The following is a 16,776-nucleotide window of genomic DNA, read 5'->3' on the forward strand; positions in this document are numbered from 1 at the left end:
ACAAAGGGGCACTGAATGATCAAAAACATTCTGCACAAGATCTCGCTATTTCTGGAGAGAGCCGCCGACATGATCTGGCGGCGCAACCGAACAGGTCAGGTCATCGAGCCTTACTACGGCTACTCCACACCAGACGAGATCGTTCTGCGGGGGCGCGTTCTGGCGGCTTCGGCACAGAGGATCGCTCAAGCAGATCAAAGCTGGTTCACCAATCTGCGACAGATGGTTGGTCTGTTTTTAACCAGCGAAGTGGCGGATGTTGAGGTTCGCGCATCTGATGTGACGGCGAAAACAGACGAAGAAGGCTACTTCACGATCCGCTTGCCACGTCCCAAAGGCAGTGGTTGGATCGAGGTTCCCGCCCATTTGGAAGATCAACCAGAGACCGCCGTCACCTGCCCTGTTCGCATCTCGCCTGAAGACGCTCAGTTTCTTGTCGCATCCGACATTGACGATACGATGCTAAAAACGGGTGCGTATTCTGTTTTGAAGAACCTGTGGACGTCCCTCACCGGGAACGCCCTGACGCGCGTCATCTTTCCGGATGCAATCGTTCTGATGAATGCGCTTGCTCAAAACGGGCGGAATCCGATTTTCTACGTCAGCTCGTCTCCTTGGAACTTTCATAAGTTTCTGTCCGACGTGTTTGCCCATGCCGGACTGGTGCGAGGCCCTAAGTTTCTGCGGGACCTTGGGCTCAGTGAAAGCCAATTTATCACGGGTACCCACGGCGATCATAAAAGCAGCGCCATCGACACAATTCTCGCGTCCAATCCGTCGCTGCCAGCTATCTTGATCGGTGACACCGGTCAGCACGACGCGATGATCTACCTGTCTGCGATCCGTCGCCATCCGGGTCGTATAAAGACCGTCATTTTGCGGGAGCCGGGACCCGGTCCAAACACCGAAGGCAAACAAGCGATGGCCGAGATAGAGGCGGAAGGCGTGCAACTTCTGCATGGCGTCAACTTCAAGGGAATGGTCGATCAGATCGATCTAGCTGACCCTTCTCAGGATCGCGAGAGATCATGACAACCCCGCCTAAGCTGGTCCGGTCGAAACCGCTTAAGGCGATCCTTTTTAAACTTGGTGCCGTCACGATGTTCATCGTCATGGCCAGCCTCATCAAAATCGCTTCGGAGCGCGTACCAGCGGGCGAGGCCGTGTTCTTTCGCGCCTTTTTCGGGCTTCCGATCGTCCTTGGCTGGATTGCGGTTCGCGGTGAACTGAGGACTGGTCTGAAGACCGACAATCCGCTTGGTCACTTCTGGCGCGGCCTTGTTGGTGTGACCGCCATGGGGCTCGGGTTTTCGGCCCTGGGGTTGCTCCCCTTGTCGGAGGTTAAAGCGATCCAATACGCCCAACCCGTTCTGGTGGTCGTCTTTGCGGCGATGTTTCTGGGTGAGGTTGTCCGCGCTTTCCGCCTGACCGCTGTCGCGCTGGGGCTAACTGGCGTTCTGATCATCATGTGGCCGCGTCTTACTGTGTTATCGGGCGGTGATGCGGATCCGCTGCTTGCACTTGGCGCGATTGTTGCCTTTGGGTCAGCGGTGATGGCCGGATTGGCCCATGTATTCGTCCGCAAGCTTACGATGACCGAGCCGACCTCGGCGATCGTCTTCTGGTTTTCGGTGACGTCTGCCTCGTTGTCGCTGCTGACGATCCCCTTCGGATGGGTAATGCCAACGCCCCAAGAAGCCATGCTGTTGATCGGGGCAGGTCTTTTGGGGGGTGTCGGCCAAATCTTCCTCACCTCAAGCTATCGGTACGCCGATGCGTCCATCGTCGCACCGTTCGAGTACTCTTCGATCCTCCTGGCCGTCGGCATCGGATATTTCGTATTCGCCGAGGTTCCCACGTGGCCTATGATGTTTGGGATCGCCTTGATAATCTGCGCGGGCGTACTCATCATTTGGCGTGAACGGAAGCTGGGTCTGGAACGGGCGAAAGGTCGCAAAGTGATGACCCCGCAGGGGTAATTCTGCAAAGCTGTGGCGAATCTGCTATGGTGTCCTCAGTTACGGGAGGAGATCATGGGCAAACATATTCTAGACACACCCGTTCGAAGACCGCGTGGCCATAATCTGCGCCGAGCCACCTTGCTGGCTTCGGCGAGCCATCCAAGTGAGGCCAGCTTGATGCTTCAGCGTCGCATGAAAACGCGGCGAGCTGCGACACGGCTGAAAAATTATGTTCGCATTATCAAGGGCTGGCGCGCTTAAGCACGCACCAGTTTTTCGTAGTCTTCCGAGATATCGCGGGTGAGGCTGCCAACATCGAAATTGTAGTCCCCGATTTTGCCAACTGGGGTCACCTCTGCTGCTGTGCCTGTCAACCAGCACTGCTCGAACCCTTCAAGCTCTTCCGGCATGATGTGGCGTTCATGCACCTTGACCTGCCGCTCTTTCAGCATCCCAATGACTGTTTGGCGTGTGATGCCGTTCAGGAAGCAATCCGGATCTGGCGTGTGAACTTCGCCATCTTTAACGAAAAAGATGTTCGCGCCGGTCGCTTCCGCCACATAGCCCCGGTAGTCGAACATCATCGCGTCTGAACACCCCTTAGCCTCTGCCGCATGTTTTGACATGGTACAGATCATGTAAAGACCTGCGGCCTTGGCGTGGGACGGGATGGTTTCGGGGCTGGGCCGTTTCCACTTCGAGATGTCGAGCTTCGCGCCCTTCATCTTGGCATCGCCGTAATATGCGCCCCATTCCCACGCAGCAATAGCGAGTCGAACCGGATTGCGCGCGGATGCGACGCCCATATCCTCCCCTGCGCCGCGCCATGCCACGGCGCGCACATAGGCGTCTGTCAAGCCGTTCGCGGTCAGAACCTCTTGTTTGGCCGCCTCAATCTCATCGACAGTCCAAGGTATCTCGAAATCGATCATCTTGGCGGAAGCATGGAGGCGCTCAGAGTGTCTGCGGCTCTCGAAAATCTTACCGTTGTAGCAACGCTCACCTTCGAACACGGACGAGGCGTAATGCATGGCATGGGTCAAGATGTGCACGTTGGCGTCGCGCCAATCGATCATCTTGCCGTCCATCCAGATCAGACCATCGCGGTCATCATATCCACCTGACATTTTCCGTCCTCCGCTTCGCTCTTCATTTCCGATTATTGCCAATATGCGGCCACCTCGGACATAATATTTCAAAAATGCTGAGAATCGCTATCATTCTGTACTTGGAAAGTCAACAAGGCTGACATAATATGACAAGAGTAGAGAAGAAAAAGGGCTATATAGATGTCTGAACGCGGATCCGCGCATGCCTCAACGAGCGGTGAAAATCTTCTCTTTCTGACAGACGATCAGTTGCGACGTGGAATCGAGGCGATGTTCTTTGCCTATCGTGGATTTACAGCAGATCCGGATCGCATCCTGAACGACTATGCCTACGGGCGTGCGCATCACCGGGCTATTCACTTCATTAACAGATCGCCTGGCACAACTGTCAACAATCTACTCGACATCCTTGGTGTTACAAAGCAGTCGCTGAACCGTGTTTTGCGCGCTCTCATCGAGGATGGGTTGGTGGAATCTCAGGTCGGCAAAAGAGATCGGCGTGAACGGCATCTGTTTTTGACAGACAAGGGCCAGGCGTTGGAAAAAGAATTGTCTGAAGCACAGCGTGTCCGCATGCGCGCTGCATACCGCGATGCCGGACCCGACGCCGTCGCCGGATTTCGGAAGGTGCTTGAACAAATCATGGATCCGGAGTTGCGCAAACACTTTCAAAGCCTCAAGGATGGCAGTTGATGGCTGGACTGACCCAAAATGACGCTCACCTTCTGATTGTAGATGATGATGAGAGGATCAGAACACTTCTGCGGCAGTTCCTGTCGCGCAATGGTTTCTGGACTACGGCGGCACGTGACACCGATCATGCGCGCAGATTACTGGAGGGGCTGGATTTCGATCTGATCGTTCTGGATGTGATGATGCCCGGCGACGACGGGATCACCTTCACCCGCGAACTGCGCAAGAAAATGGAAACGCCGATCCTGCTGCTGACGGCAAAGGGTGAGAGCACTGACCGGATTTCTGGTCTGGAAGCGGGTGCGGACGACTATGTCGCCAAGCCATTCGAACCTAAAGAACTGCTGTTGCGGATCAATGCGATTTTGCGGCGAGTTCCGGCGTCAGAGGCGACTGTTGAAGCCCCAAAGGTCATCAACTTGGGCGAAATTCGCTATGACACGGAACGGGCCGAGATGTGGCATGGGGACGACATGGTCCGTCTGACCGCCACAGAAGTTGCTCTGATGCGGATATTCTCGACTGCGCCAGGCGAGCCGTTTTCAAGGGCGCAACTTGTTGAAGATTTAGGGCGCGATAGGGGACAGGCGCAGGAGCGCGCGGTGGACGTGCAGATCACGCGCCTGCGTCGCAAGATCGAAGCCGACCCGAAACAGCCCCGCTACCTGCAGACAGTACGTGGGGCGGGCTACATGCTCACCCACGACTAACAGGGCAATCACAACACCATGACCACCGCCTTCCTCACCCACAGCGACTGTTTGCAGCACGTCACGCCAGACGGTCATCCAGAACGTGTTGATCGCTTGATGGCGATCTATGCCGCTGTCGATACGATTGATCACGCGGGCCTCTTGCGGGTCGAAGCCCCGCTTGGGTCAGCTGACGATATCCTGCGGGTGCATCCACGGTCCCATCTGGATGCCATTGAGCAGGCCATCCCAAGCAGCGGAAGTGTCGCGCTTGATGCCGACACCCATGTCTCGCCCGGTTCCTTGCGCGCCGCGCTCCGGGGCGTTGGTGCGATGACCAAAGCCATCGACATGGTTCTGGATGAAGAGGTTCAAAACGCTTTCGCAGCAGTCCGACCGCCCGGCCACCACGCCGAAACGTCAACGCCTATGGGATTTTGCCTCTTCGGCAATATCGCGATTGGGGCGAAGTACGCGCTGGACGTACACGGCCTCAAGCGCGTCGCCCTTGTGGATTTCGACGTCCACCATGGCAACGGTACGCAGGATCTGCTCTGGAACGAACCGCGCGTTTTGTTCGCCTCGTCTCATCAGATGCCGCTGTACCCCGGGTCGGGCTATGCGAACGAGACGGGGGCATCGGATAATGTACTGAACGTACCGCTTGACGCAGGCGCCGACGGCCGGGCCTTCAGACAGGCCTATGAACGAACGATTTTTCCTGCATTGGAGGATTTCGCGCCAGAGCTCATCCTGATTTCGGCAGGGTTTGATGCACATGCCCGCGACCCGCTTGCAAATCTGATGCTGACAGAAGCCGATTTCGCGTGGGTGACGGAAAAGCTCTGCGACATCGCGGACACGCATGCGAAGGGGCGCATCGTCTCGACTTTGGAAGGCGGATATGATCTGGATGCGTTGGCTGCGTCGACCAAGGCGCATCTGGAAGTTCTGCTGGAAAGAGGCGCGACATGACTGACACACCCGTAGCCGAAATGACCTTCGAACAAGCAATGAAGGAACTGGAAAGCGTGGTCGGTCAGCTGGAACGAGGCGATGTGCCGCTGGAAGATTCCATTAAGCTGTACGAACGTGGCGCCGATCTGAAAAAGCGCTGCGAAACAAAGTTGAAAGAGGCCGAAGAGAAGGTCGCCCAGATCACCCTTGATGGGGATGGCAAGCCCACAGGAACGACGCCCGTCGAGGGAATGTAAATGTTTCAGGCAGCGCTGGAGGATGCGCAAGATCGCATCGAAACAGCGCTTCAATCCGAACTTTCCGGTATTGAAACCACAATCGGCGACGCTATGCGCTACACCTGTCAGGGTGGTAAACGCCTCCGCGGTTTTTTGGCTCTCGAAAGCGCAAGGCTGCACGATGTTTCGCAAGGGACGGCGATGTCTGCGGCTTGTGCCATCGAGATGGTGCACGCGTATTCGCTCGTTCATGACGACCTGCCCTGCATGGACGATGATGATCTCAGACGTGGGCGTCCTACGGTTCACAAGAAGTGGGATGAGGCGACCGCAGTTCTAACTGGTGATGCGCTATTGACCTACGCTTTCGAGGTTTTGCTCAAAGCAGACGTCAACCCGTCTCGTCAAATCGACCTCCTGCAAGCACTCGCCAAGGCTGCCGGGCCTCAAGGAATGGTTCTTGGTCAGGCACTTGATATAGCTGCAGAGGCCGCAAAGACGCCGCTGGGCATTGATGAGATCACGCATCTTCAGCGTGGAAAAACCGGCGCTTTGATCTCTTGGTCGGCGATGGCTGGCCCACGAATGGCAGGCGATGATACCAGCGCGTTGGAAGGTTACGCCGACCGGCTAGGCCTCGCGTTTCAGATTTGTGACGATATTCTGGACGTCGAGGGCAATCCCGAAGACATGGGCAAGCGGCTGCAGAAGGACGGTGCGGCCAACAAGGCAACGTTCGTTTCTCTCCTCGGATTGGACGGTGCAAAGTCCCGCGCGAGAGACCTGATGCAAGACGCAATCGATGCCCTGGAATCTTACGGCACAGAGGCGCGCAACTTGAAAGACGCGGCGCGGTTTGTCATTGATCGGAAAACCTGAATAATGGATGCGACATGAACGACAGACCCGCCACCCCGACCCTTGATCGCGTCTCAACCCCATCTGACCTCAAGAGGATGTCTGACACCGAGCTGAAACGGGTCGCCGAAGAACTGCGCGCAGAAACGATCTCCGCTGTTTCCGAAACCGGTGGCCATCTTGGTGCGGGGCTTGGCGTTGTTGAACTGACCACTGCAATTCATGCGGTGTTCGATACACCAAAGGATCGTCTGATCTGGGACGTGAGCCACCAGTGTTATCCGCACAAGATCCTGACAGGCCGTAGGGACCGGATCAGAACTCTGCGGATGAAGGATGGGTTGAGCGGGTTCACCAAGCGCAGCGAAAGCCCCTATGATCCCTTTGGGGCCGCACACAGTTCGACCTCTATTTCTGCGGCCCTTGGTATGGCCGTGGCCCGCGATCTGGGCGGAGCACCAGAGCACGGATTGGGGGATTGCATCGCCGTAATCGGTGACGGGGCCATCAGCGCCGGTATGGCTTACGAGGCGATGAACAACGCGGGCCATCTCAACAAGCGACTGATCGTCATTCTCAATGACAATGAGATGTCGATTGCGCCACCCGTGGGTGCAATGTCGTCCTACCTGTCCCGGCTTTACGCTGGCGCTCCGTTTCAGGAGTTTAAGGCCGCCGCGAAAGGTGCTGTTTCCCTGCTGCCTGAGCCGTTTCAGGAAGGCGCGCGGCGCGCGAAGGAACTGCTTAAAAGTGCCACGGTTGGCGGTACGCTTTTTGAAGAGCTTGGCTTTTCCTACATCGGACCGATTGATGGTCACGACATGGATCAGCTCTTGTCTGTTCTGCGTACCGTGAAGGTGCGCGCCGACGGCCCAGTGCTGATCCACGCGATCACCAAGAAGGGTAAGGGATACGCCCCGGCGGAGGCTGCGATTGATCGGGGTCACGCGACGGCCAAGTTTGACGTCATCACGGGCAAGCAGAAGAAATCGCCGTCAAACGCGCCGAGCTACACAAAAGTCTTCGCGCAATCCCTGATCAAGGAAGCGGAGGAAGACAGTAAGATCGTGGCTGTAACCGCCGCAATGCCAGACGGGACCGGCTTGAATCTGTTCAACGAGCGATATCCCTCCCGGTGTTTTGACGTGGGCATTGCCGAACAGCACGGGGTAACGTTTGCGGCCGGGCTTGCTGCAGGGGGCATGAAGCCCTTCTGCGCCATCTATTCGACTTTTCTGCAGCGCGGATATGATCAGGTCGTCCATGACGTTGCCCTGCAAAGGCTGCCTGTGCGCTTTGCGATCGATCGTGCGGGCCTGGTCGGCGCGGACGGCGCGACCCATGCTGGATCCTATGACATTGCGTATCTGGCCAACCTTCCCGGTATGATCGTTATGGCGGCCGCGGATGAGGCGGAGCTGGTTCACATGGTTGCAACGGCTGCGCAGATTGATGACACACCGTCTGCCTTCCGTTTCCCAAGAGGGGAAGGCATGGGCGTCGATATGCCAGAGCGCGGCGTTCCACTCGAGATCGGGAAGTCCCGGATGGTCGCAGACGGTGATCGCGTCGCAATTCTCTCGTTTGGCGCGCGGCTAAAAGAGATTAATCAAGCCGCAGAAAATCTTGCGCAAAAAGGAATTCGCCCGACCATTGTGGACGCGCGTTTCGCCAAGCCGCTCGATGAGGAAATGATCCTACAACTGGCGCGGCATCACGAAGCCCTGATCACTGTAGAGGAGGGTGCCGTTGGCGGGTTCGGCTCCCACGTTGCGCATCTTCTGGCGGAACACGGCGTATTTGACACTGGTCTCAAATACCGCTCGATGACGCTGCCGGATATCTTCATCGATCAGGCAAGTCCGGCAGACATGTACGCTGTTGCAGCCATGAACGCGCCAGACATTGAAGCGAAGGTTTTGGATGTCTTGGGCGTCGCGACCCTTGCGGACAAACGCGCTTAAGTCCTGCTGAACTGGGCCGCCAGCTCGACATGGGATGACCACCTGAACTGATCGACGGGCTGGACCCAATCGAGAGAATAGCCCCCATTGACCAATATTGCGGCATCTCTGGCGAAGGTGATCGGGTTACAGGACACCGCCGCGATGCGTGGTACATTCGACGCGGCAAGTTCGCGCGTCTGTGCCTCGGCACCCGCACGGGGCGGGTCTATCACAACCGCGTCCGCTTTGCGGAATTCATCTGTCAGCACTGGGCGCCTGAACAAATCACGTGTTTCGGCAGTGACCCGTCTCAGCCCCGCAGTCGTGCGCCACGCTTTGTCGAGGCTATCGATCAGCGCTGCGTCACCTTCCAATGCCCACACTTCGGCGGTCTGAGCCAAAGGCAGCGAAAACGTGCCGCAGCCGGAAAACAGGTCGAGGACCTGCTTTGCGTCGCCGACAATTTTTAAGACCAAGTTTTGTAGCGTTGTTTCCCCGTGCTGGGTGGCCTGAAGAAACGCACCTGGCGGTGGCGCGACCTGCGCCAAGCCAATCGAATAGCGAGGTGTGCGGGTTGCCACGACCTCCCCGTCCCATGCGAGGCGGGCCAGATTATACTGTGCAATGAGCTCTCCGAGATCAGGAAGATCATTCGGTTCAACGGCTTTCGCGTTGCGGACGTCGACATCGAGGCCGCCATCAGATACCGCCACGGCAAAGCTCACCTCTCCCTTTCTGGATCCGTAGCGGATCGTCAGTGTCTGGAAGAGATCCAGTGCCGCAAGAATTTCGGGCAGAAGGATCTGGCAGTCCGGAATCTCAACTAGGGTATCAGACGCGCGTCCGTGAAATCCGATCAGCGCACCTTTCTTTGTACGTCGCCCGTGTAAAGTCGCGCGGCGCCGAGAACGTGGCGGGGAGGTCAGAGTGTCATGAACGGGCGGCTGAAGCCCACGCGCAGCCAGACCTTGGCGCACCACATCCGCCTTCCAGCGCGCAACGAAGTCGTCATTGGCGTGTTGCACTGCGCATCCGCCGCATGATTTGAAATGCCGACAGGGTGGCGCGACCCGCTCAGACGAAGGTTTAATCACCCGACCATCGGGCCAGACCTCTTCGCCGGGCAGAACACGGGGAATGGGTGGGGTATTGAGGGCGACGCCCTCCCCTTTGTGGTTGAGGCGTTCGATAGTGACTGGGGTCATCTGGGCTCTATTCAGCTGCTTTCAGGCCAATAAAGCCACCTGACTGGCGATGCCAATAGCGCGCGTAAAGACCATCTTTCGCCAAAAGGTCCGAATGGCTGCCCTGTTCGGCAATCCGCCCATCATCCAGCACGACGATCCGGTCCATCCGGGCGATGGTGGACAGGCGGTGTGCGATGGCAATCACGGTCTTGTCGGCCATGGCGTTGTCGAGCGCGGTCTGAATTGAGGCTTCAACCTCGCTATCAAGTGCACTTGTGGCTTCGTCCAGAATTAGGATCGGGGCATCTTTCAAAATGGCGCGGGCAATGGCGATCCGTTGGCGCTGGCCGCCTGATAGCTTCACCCCCCGTTCCCCCAAATACGCGTCGTACCCGGTGCGACCTTTGAAGTCCTTCAGGTCCATAATGAAGTCATGCGCCTCCGCCCTTTTGGAGGCTTCGAACAATTCCGTGTCCGTCGCATCGGGTCGACCATACAGAATATTGTCGCGGGCGGACCTGTTGAACATCGCGGTCTCTTGCGTGACCATCCCGATATTGCGCCGTAGGCTTTCCTGCGTGACACGGGCAACGTCCTGACCGTCGATTTCTATCTTGCCCTCTTCGGCATCGTAGAGCCGCAACAGTAGGGATACCAAAGTGGATTTTCCTGCACCTGACGCGCCGACCAAAGCCAGCTTTTCGCCGGGTTTTATCGTAAGGCTGATGTCGCGCACACCGCCGACTTCCCGCCCGTAGGTAAAGCTGACATTGCGTAACGCAACGGTTCCGTTGGACACGTCCAATACGTGCGCGTCCGGATCGTCTGTCAGGGTTTGCGGCGGTGTCAGCGTCTTCATGCCGTCCTCGACCTCGCCGATATGGCCGTAGATCGCCATCAGAGTGAAGCTGACCCAACCGGTCATCTGTGCAAGCCGGATCGAAACCGCGCCGATGGCGGCCAGATCACCCGGCGTGACGCCCGCGCCGCGCGACGCAATGCCTGTTGCCAGCATCGCGATGGGCAAGGTGCCAGCCAGGAAAATCAGGCCGATGCGGAATAATGCCGAGAGCTGCCCGAACTCCAACGTCTTGTCGTTCAGGCGCTCCATGGCCCCAAGGGCCGCTCGGTCTTCATGGTCAGACTGGGCGAACAGCTTGACCGTCTTTATGTTGGTAATGGTGTCTACGACCTGCCCGGAGACCATCGCGCGTGCTGCCGCCCGCGCGGCTGATCGCGCCCGGATTCGAGGGAGAAAGTAGCGCAGAAAGATCGCATAGGTTCCGAACCAAAGTGTCAGGACCAGCATGAGCCGTGGGTGAATGGAGCCGACCAGCAGCAATGCTCCGACCACAGACGCCAGCGCGAAGAACACTGCGTTGACTGACTCGATAATGACCTCGGTCAAAGACCGGGCGATCTGCATTTCCTTTTGTGCGATCCGCCCCGCGAAATCATTGTCAAAGAACGTAACGGCATGGCCCAAAGTCCAGCGGTGCACCCGCGACAGTGTGAGCGTGAAGATCGAAGGCCCGATTACGACGGATTGGAAAGTGGCGGAAAGACCGAACAGCAATGGGCGCAGGATCAATAGAAGTGCAATTGCGCCGAGCGCCAGCGGCACGGCACTGGGAAGGGCCGTGGCAGCACCTGATACTGCCGCCGCATCGACTACGCGGCCAAGCAGCCACATGGTAAGAACTTCCGTCGCACCGGCGAGCGCAGAGACTGCAGCGGCAGCGATCAGAATCGGCCACGCACCCGCAACACACCAGCGCATGAACGGAAGCAATGCCTGAGGGGGTGCACCCGTGGCCGGTGCTGTCCTGTCGACCAATTGCGACGCAAACGCGATCCATCGGCTATAGGCTTGTGCGATCATTCGGCGGCCTCGGTGTTGATGAACCCGCCAGATTGCCGTGTCCAGAACCCAGCATATAGTCCGCCCTTGGCCAAAAGCGCCTGATGGTTACCATCTTCGACGATTTTACCGTCCTCCAGCACCACGATGCGGTCCATATGGGCGATAGTGCTTAGGCGATGAGCGATGGCGATTACCGTTTTCCCCTCCATCACACCGTAGAGGGTATCCTGAATTGCGGCCTCTACCTCGCTGTCGAGTGCACTTGTTGCCTCGTCCAGCACAAGAATTGGGGCGTCCTTCAGCATGACGCGGGCCAAGGCGATCCGTTGTCGCTGTCCGCCAGACAGCTTCACCCCGCGTTCGCCCACATGGGCATCGTATCCCTTGCGCCCTTCCGGATCTTCGAGTGTTTGAATGAATTCATGCGCTTGCGCTTTCTGGGCTGCACGCACCATGTCCTCGTGGCTCGCATCAGGATCGCCGTAGAGGATGTTGTCGCGCACGGAGCGATGGAGGAGAGAGCTATCTTGGCTGACCATTCCGATCTGACTGCGCAGACTGTCCTGCGTAACATGCGAGACATTTTGTCCGTCGATCGTGATCTGCCCACCTTCGACGTCGTAGAACCGCAGCAGCAGCTTGACCAAGGTTGTCTTGCCCGCACCGGAGCGACCGACAAGTCCCACCCGCTCTCCGGGTTTGACGGTAAGGTTCAGATCGCCAATGCCGCCGCTGCCCCGCCCGTAATGGTGCGTGACGCTGTCGAACTCAATCGCGCCCTGTCCCGCAACAAGTGTTTTTGCGTCTGGCTTGTCGATCAGCTTGATGGGCTGGGCAATGGTCTCCAGACCTTCGGAGACTACGCCTAACGACTGGAAGAAGGTGGACAGGGCCCACATAATCCAGCCGGTCATTGCGTTCAGCCGTAGGGTCAACGCGGCCGCCGCCGCGACCGCGCCGATCGAGGCGGCGCCTGTCGCCCAGAGCCAGATCGCCCAACCGACGACGCCTACGATCAGGAATCCGTTCAGCGTGACCAGCATGACATCCATGAGGGTGTAAATGCGCATCTCTGCCGCGAAGGTCTTGCGCATCTTCTCGATGGCATCTTTCGCGAAGTCGACCTCGGCGTCGTGATGGGCAAACAGTTTGACTGAATGAATGTTGGTGTAGCTGTCAACGATCCGCCCGGTGATCATCGACCGTGCGTTCGAGGTGGCCTTGGATGCAGGCCCAACCCGCTTCATGGTCCAAGACATCAACAAGGCATAAAGCGCGAACCAGATGATCAGCGGAATGGCCAGCCTCATGTCAGCGCCGGCCAATAAAATGACCGCGCCGATCAGATAGGCGAGCGAAAAGGTGATTGCATCGAACACCTGAAAGACGGCCTCGCCCGCAGCAGGGGGTGCTTGCATGATGCGGTTTGCGATGCGACCCGCGAAGTCGTTTTCGAACCACCCCACCGATTGCCGCAGCACATGACGATGCGCCCTCCAGCGAAAGAGCGTTCCGTAATTCGGCAGAATGCCATTGTTCAGGATTGCGACATCCAGACCTTGGATCAGTGGTCGAATAACGAGAATAAAAAGAGCGATCAGGATCAGTTCCAGGCCGTAGGTCTGAAACACCTCTTCTGGCGTGCCATTCGACATGACGTCCACGACACGGCCCATGTAATAGATCAGAGCGACCTCAATGATCGCAACGACTACGGATAGAACAGCCGCCGCCAAAAAGACCTTCTTAAACGGCTGCGAGTAGTCTTTTATGAACGGCCATAACTTCGTCGGCGGCGTGTCCGACGGTTGGTACGGGACGTAAGGGTCAACCAGATTTTCGAAGAATCGAAACATGCAAATATGCCTCTCTCGGGCACATCTATATCGCCTGTCTCAGAAGAAAACCATGAGCGCAGAGAGCGCCAGCGCGGCGGCCATCACAGTCGTAAATTTTCGCCACGCGGCCGGTGATTTCAGAAGACGGGTCAGGAGGCTTCCGGACATCGCCCAAAACAGGCAAACGCCCAGATTTATACCGGAAAACGCCGTTGCCAGCCTAACTGCTTCGCCCGCTGGCGATAGACCTGAGCTGTATCCAGACGCCGCTGCAAGCGCAACGGCCCATACTTTGGGATTCACCCACTGGAATAAGATCGCCTCGATCATTGTAAAGGGGCGTCCGGCTTCATCGGGGGACTCGGCCCTGCGGGATGCGAAGAGCGCGTATGCCATCCACAAGATCCACCCTGCCGCCGCACATTTCAGCGCAAAAACAAGTGATGGGATCGCGAGGAGTAATTCGCCGATGCCATAGCCTGTAATGCCGGATGTAATCCCAACGCCCAGTGCCACGCCCAAAATATGCGGCACTGTTCGCTTGAACCCGAACCGGGCGCCGGACGCCGTGAGCATGATGACGTTTGGTCCCGGTGAGAACAGCCCGGCAAACACAAAAGCATACAGCGGATCGAAGGTCACTAAGCCAACAGCTCTGATTGAGACAGCTGGAAGCCGGACGCGATCCAGCGGTCCTCAAGCTCTTTCAATTTCGCACCAAGTGCCGGGCCGTCATAGTCGGGCGTCAGGTGATGAGCCTTGATTGGAAAGACGGCCTCAGCGCCCGTTGTCAGATCATGTGCCAAATTGGCGGGCAGGGGCTGCCCCAACAAGGCGCACCTGATGAGAACCGCATTTTCTGCCAGATCCCGTCCGTGCCGATACGCCATTTCCGATGTGCGAAAATCCAACCGCGCGAGGTCAGTGAGCGTTCTCAGGGTCTTCGCCTCTGTCCGCGACAGACGCCATCTGTTCGTGACATCTTCGCCACCCAACGTTGCGGCGCGCCGTAGCCAGTCTGGCGCCTTGCCGGTCTCAAGATGAACCAATACGGCAAGATTGTCTGTCTCTGCCCCGGGCATGACGTGCCTCAAAATACCCGCCCGTGACATGCTTGCGACTGCGGGGGCCGGATCAGGGGCACTCAGAAGCTTTTTCATCTCGGCCCCGATCCGCTCGCCCGACAGTTGGTCCAGCCCATCCGCGAGTTCGGCGCAGGCTGACAGTCCATCTGCTTCGATACCGTCGCGTCCGTACCATGCATGAAACCTGAAGAACCGCAGGATCCGCAGGTAGTCTTCCCGAATGCGCTGCGCAGGGTCGCCGATGAACCGGATCGTTCTGTTTTCCAGATCGGGAAGGCCGCAAACCGGGTCGCTGATCGTTCCGTCTGCAGCCATGTAGAGCGCGTTTATGGTAAAATCCCGCCGCGCGGCATCTTCATGCAGATCGTCTGAGAAGGCCACGACGGCGCGGCGCCCATCGGTCGCAACGTCCCTCCGGAAGGTTGTGATCTCGTGGGCTGTTCCGTCAATCAGAACGGTAACCGTCCCATGTTCGATCCCGGTCGGAACGACTTTCAACCCGGCGCTATCTGCCAATGACATAACGGTCTGAGGCAGTGCGTCAGTTGCAATGTCAATGTCATCGACCTTAACTCCAAGCAGCCCGTTCCGGACACAGCCGCCGACACAGAACACCTGATGGCCCGCTGTCGTCATGAGATCCATGAGGCGGTGGGTTTCAGCAGGGATCGCCCATGTCATCTTCATCAGGTCAAACGCTCGGCCAGTGCACGCAAAATGCGCGCTGTGGCGCCCCATATATAATAGGGACCGTAGGGGACCGTATAAAAATGCCGCTGCGACCCCCGCCAGTGGCGCCCTTCCACCAAGAAGTGATCTGTATTGATCAAGTGCGTGAGCGGTACGGAAAACACCTCTGCAACTTCATTTTCTTCAGGACGGGGGCGGAAGCCCGGTTCAATGATCCCGACAATTGGTGTGACATCGAAGCCCGTGACGGTCTCGTGGGACGGTAAGGCGCCCAGAACGTTGACCTGCGTATGCGGCAACCCGATTTCTTCGTGGGACTCGCGCAAGGCACACGCGATCAAATCGGCGTCTTGCGGGTCCTTCTTGCCGCCGGGAAAGGCAATTTGCCCTGGATGATGCTTTAGCGCCGACGAACGTTTGGTCAGGATCACGTGAATGCTTTCCTGCACGGCAATCAACGGGATCAGAACGGCCGCCTCCCGCAGAAATCTGCCGTGCGGGAGGCTTATGCCGGGATTGAGGTCGAAATCTGAGGAGGCGGTGCCGTGGGATTTCAACGCCGCCTCGATGTCAGCGATGTGTTTACTGGCTTTGCTCATTCACACTTTCAGCTTCAAACCCAAGCGTCGATGGGTCGAGCACATAATGAGCTCCGCAGAACTGACAGTCGGCCGTAAGATTGCCCTCGTCCGTCGTCATATGAGCGATGTCCTTCGCCGAATAAATCGACATGCTTTGCCGCACCTTATCCTCGGAGCAGGTGCACCCGAAGCTGACCGCCTGCGCATCGTAGGCAATCGGTGTTTCTTCGTGAAAGAGCCGCACAAGCAGATCGGTCGGCGCAATTTGCGGACCGATCAGTTCGATATCTTCGACAGTGTCCAGCAGGATGTTGACGCGTGACCAGTTCTCGGCGGCTTCGCCTTCCAAAATGTCCTCGGGCTGTAAGACACCGGCCTCACCGGTCCCGCCTTCGTTCGCCATCAAGGGGGACGCTTTGGGCATGTGCTGCAGCATGATGCCGCCAGCCCGCCATTCTGCAACTTCGCCTGGAATGTGGCTTTCTCCATAAACCAAGGCAAAGCGGGTTGGAATCTGCTCAGATTGCGCGAAATAGGTCTGCGCGCAATTTGAAAGAGAGCCACCGGCGATAGGTGTGATGCCCTGATAGGGCGTCATGCCGTCCCCTTGATCGATCAGAACCGCAAAATACCCCTTTCCGATTTGTGGGAAGTGGGGCGCATCTGCTTTGATCCGGTCCGCGTCATAGCTGGCGTAAGCCCGAATGCGCGCAGGCTCGCCCTCTTCGGAGGGGCCAAAATAATCGGTCGCAATCAGTCGAAGGGGTCCGTCACCGCGTACTTGCAGGGACAGTTTCCAGCGCAGCTTGATTGTCTGACCGATGAGGGCGGTCAGCAGCGCCATTTCTGCAACGGCGGCTTCCACCGCTGCGGGATAATCATGTTGCGCCAAAACTTTGTTCAGGGTGCCATCGAGGCGGGCAAAGCGCCCTCGAATGTCGCTTTTGTCGAGTTGAAACGGCAAAACCGTGTCATCCCATGCAATGCGCTGTCCATGTGTCATGGGGTTTCCTTCTTTGTGCAGACCGTGACATACCGCGTCTATATGGAGGCGGCAATGCCAGCTCCAAGGGATG

At 57.6% G+C, this 16,776-nt stretch carries 16 protein-coding genes; 8 read left to right on the forward strand and 8 right to left on the reverse strand.

The window, feature by feature from the left end; genetic code table 11:
- Positions 1 to 15 precede the first annotated feature (15 nt).
- Together KIN_RS08835 and KIN_RS08840 are read left to right on the forward strand one after the other, a co-directional pair.
- Entirely contained in the window at positions 16 to 1,032 is a 1,017-nt protein-coding gene (locus KIN_RS08835) for a phosphatase domain-containing protein (protein WP_159806108.1), read from the forward strand.
- A complete protein-coding gene (locus KIN_RS08840) occupies positions 1,029 to 1,979 on the forward strand; it encodes a DMT family transporter (RefSeq protein WP_159806110.1) in 951 nt (316 codons plus the stop codon). Before KIN_RS08835 ends, KIN_RS08840 begins: the two co-directional genes overlap by 4 nt.
- A gap of 239 nt (positions 1,980 to 2,218) precedes the next feature.
- On the opposite strand, the gene KIN_RS08845 is transcribed toward KIN_RS08840, so the two are convergent.
- Positions 2,219 to 3,088 carry a branched-chain amino acid aminotransferase gene (locus KIN_RS08845; RefSeq protein ID WP_159806112.1) on the reverse strand — a complete coding sequence of 290 codons (870 nt, stop codon included), beginning with the start codon at positions 3,086 to 3,088 and terminating at the stop codon, positions 2,219 to 2,221.
- Between the two features lie 162 nt (positions 3,089 to 3,250).
- Here KIN_RS08845 and KIN_RS08850 point away from each other — a divergent pair, with 162 nt between their 5' ends.
- From KIN_RS08850 to dxs, 6 genes are read left to right on the forward strand one after another with little or no spacing between them, the layout of a single operon-like run.
- Positions 3,251 to 3,763, forward strand: a complete 513-nt coding sequence (locus tag KIN_RS08850; RefSeq protein WP_159806114.1) for a MarR family winged helix-turn-helix transcriptional regulator — start codon at positions 3,251 to 3,253, stop codon at positions 3,761 to 3,763.
- Positions 3,764 to 3,771: 8 nt separating this feature from the next.
- On the forward strand, positions 3,772 to 4,473 hold the full coding sequence (locus KIN_RS08855; protein WP_159807931.1) for a response regulator: 702 nt from the start codon (positions 3,772 to 3,774) through the stop codon (positions 4,471 to 4,473).
- 18 nt (positions 4,474 to 4,491) lie between these two features.
- Complete coding sequence (locus KIN_RS08860) at positions 4,492 to 5,430, forward strand: histone deacetylase family protein (RefSeq protein WP_159806116.1); 939 nt, start codon at positions 4,492 to 4,494, stop codon at positions 5,428 to 5,430.
- On the forward strand, positions 5,427 to 5,669 hold the full coding sequence (locus KIN_RS08865) for an exodeoxyribonuclease VII small subunit (protein ID WP_159806118.1): 243 nt from the start codon (positions 5,427 to 5,429) through the stop codon (positions 5,667 to 5,669). The genes KIN_RS08860 and KIN_RS08865 overlap by 4 nt, the downstream gene beginning before the upstream one ends.
- Positions 5,670 to 6,530 carry a polyprenyl synthetase family protein gene (locus tag KIN_RS08870; RefSeq protein WP_159806120.1) on the forward strand — a complete coding sequence of 287 codons (861 nt, stop codon included), beginning with the start codon at positions 5,670 to 5,672 and terminating at the stop codon, positions 6,528 to 6,530.
- A 14-nt stretch (positions 6,531 to 6,544) separates the two neighbouring features.
- On the forward strand, positions 6,545 to 8,473 hold the full coding sequence (gene dxs / locus KIN_RS08875) for a 1-deoxy-D-xylulose-5-phosphate synthase (RefSeq protein WP_159806122.1): 1,929 nt from the start codon (positions 6,545 to 6,547) through the stop codon (positions 8,471 to 8,473).
- Here dxs and KIN_RS08880 read toward each other — a convergent pair.
- Genes KIN_RS08880 through hslO form a run of 7 tightly spaced genes read right to left on the reverse strand, consistent with a single transcriptional unit; the run spans position 8,470 to position 16,703 of the window.
- Positions 8,470 to 9,660, reverse strand: coding sequence for a class I SAM-dependent RNA methyltransferase (locus KIN_RS08880; RefSeq protein WP_159806124.1), 1,191 nt, complete (start codon positions 9,658 to 9,660; stop codon positions 8,470 to 8,472). The genes dxs and KIN_RS08880 overlap by 4 nt on opposite strands.
- Positions 9,661 to 9,667: 7 nt before the next feature.
- Complete coding sequence (locus tag KIN_RS08885; RefSeq protein WP_159806126.1) at positions 9,668 to 11,524, reverse strand: ABC transporter ATP-binding protein; 1,857 nt, start codon at positions 11,522 to 11,524, stop codon at positions 9,668 to 9,670.
- Entirely contained in the window at positions 11,521 to 13,362 is a 1,842-nt protein-coding gene (locus tag KIN_RS08890) for an ABC transporter ATP-binding protein (RefSeq protein ID WP_159806128.1), read from the reverse strand. Before KIN_RS08890 ends, KIN_RS08885 begins: the two co-directional genes overlap by 4 nt.
- 39 nt (positions 13,363 to 13,401) lie before the next feature.
- Positions 13,402 to 13,986 (reverse strand): LysE family translocator, encoded by a 585-nt coding sequence (locus tag KIN_RS08895; RefSeq protein ID WP_159806130.1) that lies wholly within the window; start codon positions 13,984 to 13,986, stop codon positions 13,402 to 13,404.
- A complete protein-coding gene (locus tag KIN_RS08900; RefSeq protein WP_159806132.1) occupies positions 13,986 to 15,116 on the reverse strand; it encodes a CCA tRNA nucleotidyltransferase in 1,131 nt (376 codons plus the stop codon). Before KIN_RS08900 ends, KIN_RS08895 begins: the two co-directional genes overlap by 1 nt.
- Positions 15,116 to 15,718 (reverse strand): CoA pyrophosphatase, encoded by a 603-nt coding sequence (locus KIN_RS08905; protein WP_159806134.1) that lies wholly within the window; start codon positions 15,716 to 15,718, stop codon positions 15,116 to 15,118. Before KIN_RS08905 ends, KIN_RS08900 begins: the two co-directional genes overlap by 1 nt.
- Complete coding sequence (gene hslO / locus KIN_RS08910; RefSeq protein WP_159806136.1) at positions 15,702 to 16,703, reverse strand: Hsp33 family molecular chaperone HslO; 1,002 nt, start codon at positions 16,701 to 16,703, stop codon at positions 15,702 to 15,704. Before hslO ends, KIN_RS08905 begins: the two co-directional genes overlap by 17 nt.
- Positions 16,704 to 16,776 lie beyond the last annotated feature (73 nt).

It is taken from the genome of Litoreibacter roseus, assembly GCF_009811795.1.
GTDB classification, from domain to species: Bacteria; Pseudomonadota; Alphaproteobacteria; order Rhodobacterales; family Rhodobacteraceae; genus Litoreibacter; species Litoreibacter roseus.

What these genes read in the sequence shown, in the direction of transcription:
- KIN_RS08835 (WP_159806108.1), top strand. Translation starts at nt 16, where the DNA reads ATGATCAAAAACATTCTGCACAAGATCTCGCTATTTCTGGAGAGAGCC.
- KIN_RS08840 (WP_159806110.1), top strand. Translation starts at nt 1,029, where the DNA reads ATGACAACCCCGCCTAAGCTGGTCCGGTCGAAACCGCTTAAGGCGATC.
- KIN_RS08845 (WP_159806112.1), bottom strand. Translation starts at nt 3,088, where the DNA reads ATGTCAGGTGGATATGATGACCGCGATGGTCTGATCTGGATGGACGGC.
- KIN_RS08850 (WP_159806114.1), top strand. Translation starts at nt 3,251, where the DNA reads ATGTCTGAACGCGGATCCGCGCATGCCTCAACGAGCGGTGAAAATCTT.
- KIN_RS08860 (WP_159806116.1), top strand. Translation starts at nt 4,492, where the DNA reads ATGACCACCGCCTTCCTCACCCACAGCGACTGTTTGCAGCACGTCACG.
- KIN_RS08865 (WP_159806118.1), top strand. Translation starts at nt 5,427, where the DNA reads ATGACTGACACACCCGTAGCCGAAATGACCTTCGAACAAGCAATGAAG.
- KIN_RS08870 (WP_159806120.1), top strand. Translation starts at nt 5,670, where the DNA reads ATGTTTCAGGCAGCGCTGGAGGATGCGCAAGATCGCATCGAAACAGCG.
- dxs (WP_159806122.1), top strand. Translation starts at nt 6,545, where the DNA reads ATGAACGACAGACCCGCCACCCCGACCCTTGATCGCGTCTCAACCCCA.
- KIN_RS08880 (WP_159806124.1), bottom strand. Translation starts at nt 9,660, where the DNA reads ATGACCCCAGTCACTATCGAACGCCTCAACCACAAAGGGGAGGGCGTC.
- KIN_RS08885 (WP_159806126.1), bottom strand. Translation starts at nt 11,524, where the DNA reads ATGATCGCACAAGCCTATAGCCGATGGATCGCGTTTGCGTCGCAATTG.
- KIN_RS08890 (WP_159806128.1), bottom strand. Translation starts at nt 13,362, where the DNA reads ATGTTTCGATTCTTCGAAAATCTGGTTGACCCTTACGTCCCGTACCAA.
- KIN_RS08900 (WP_159806132.1), bottom strand. Translation starts at nt 15,116, where the DNA reads ATGAAGATGACATGGGCGATCCCTGCTGAAACCCACCGCCTCATGGAT.
- KIN_RS08905 (WP_159806134.1), bottom strand. Translation starts at nt 15,718, where the DNA reads ATGAGCAAAGCCAGTAAACACATCGCTGACATCGAGGCGGCGTTGAAA.
- hslO (WP_159806136.1), bottom strand. Translation starts at nt 16,703, where the DNA reads ATGACACATGGACAGCGCATTGCATGGGATGACACGGTTTTGCCGTTT.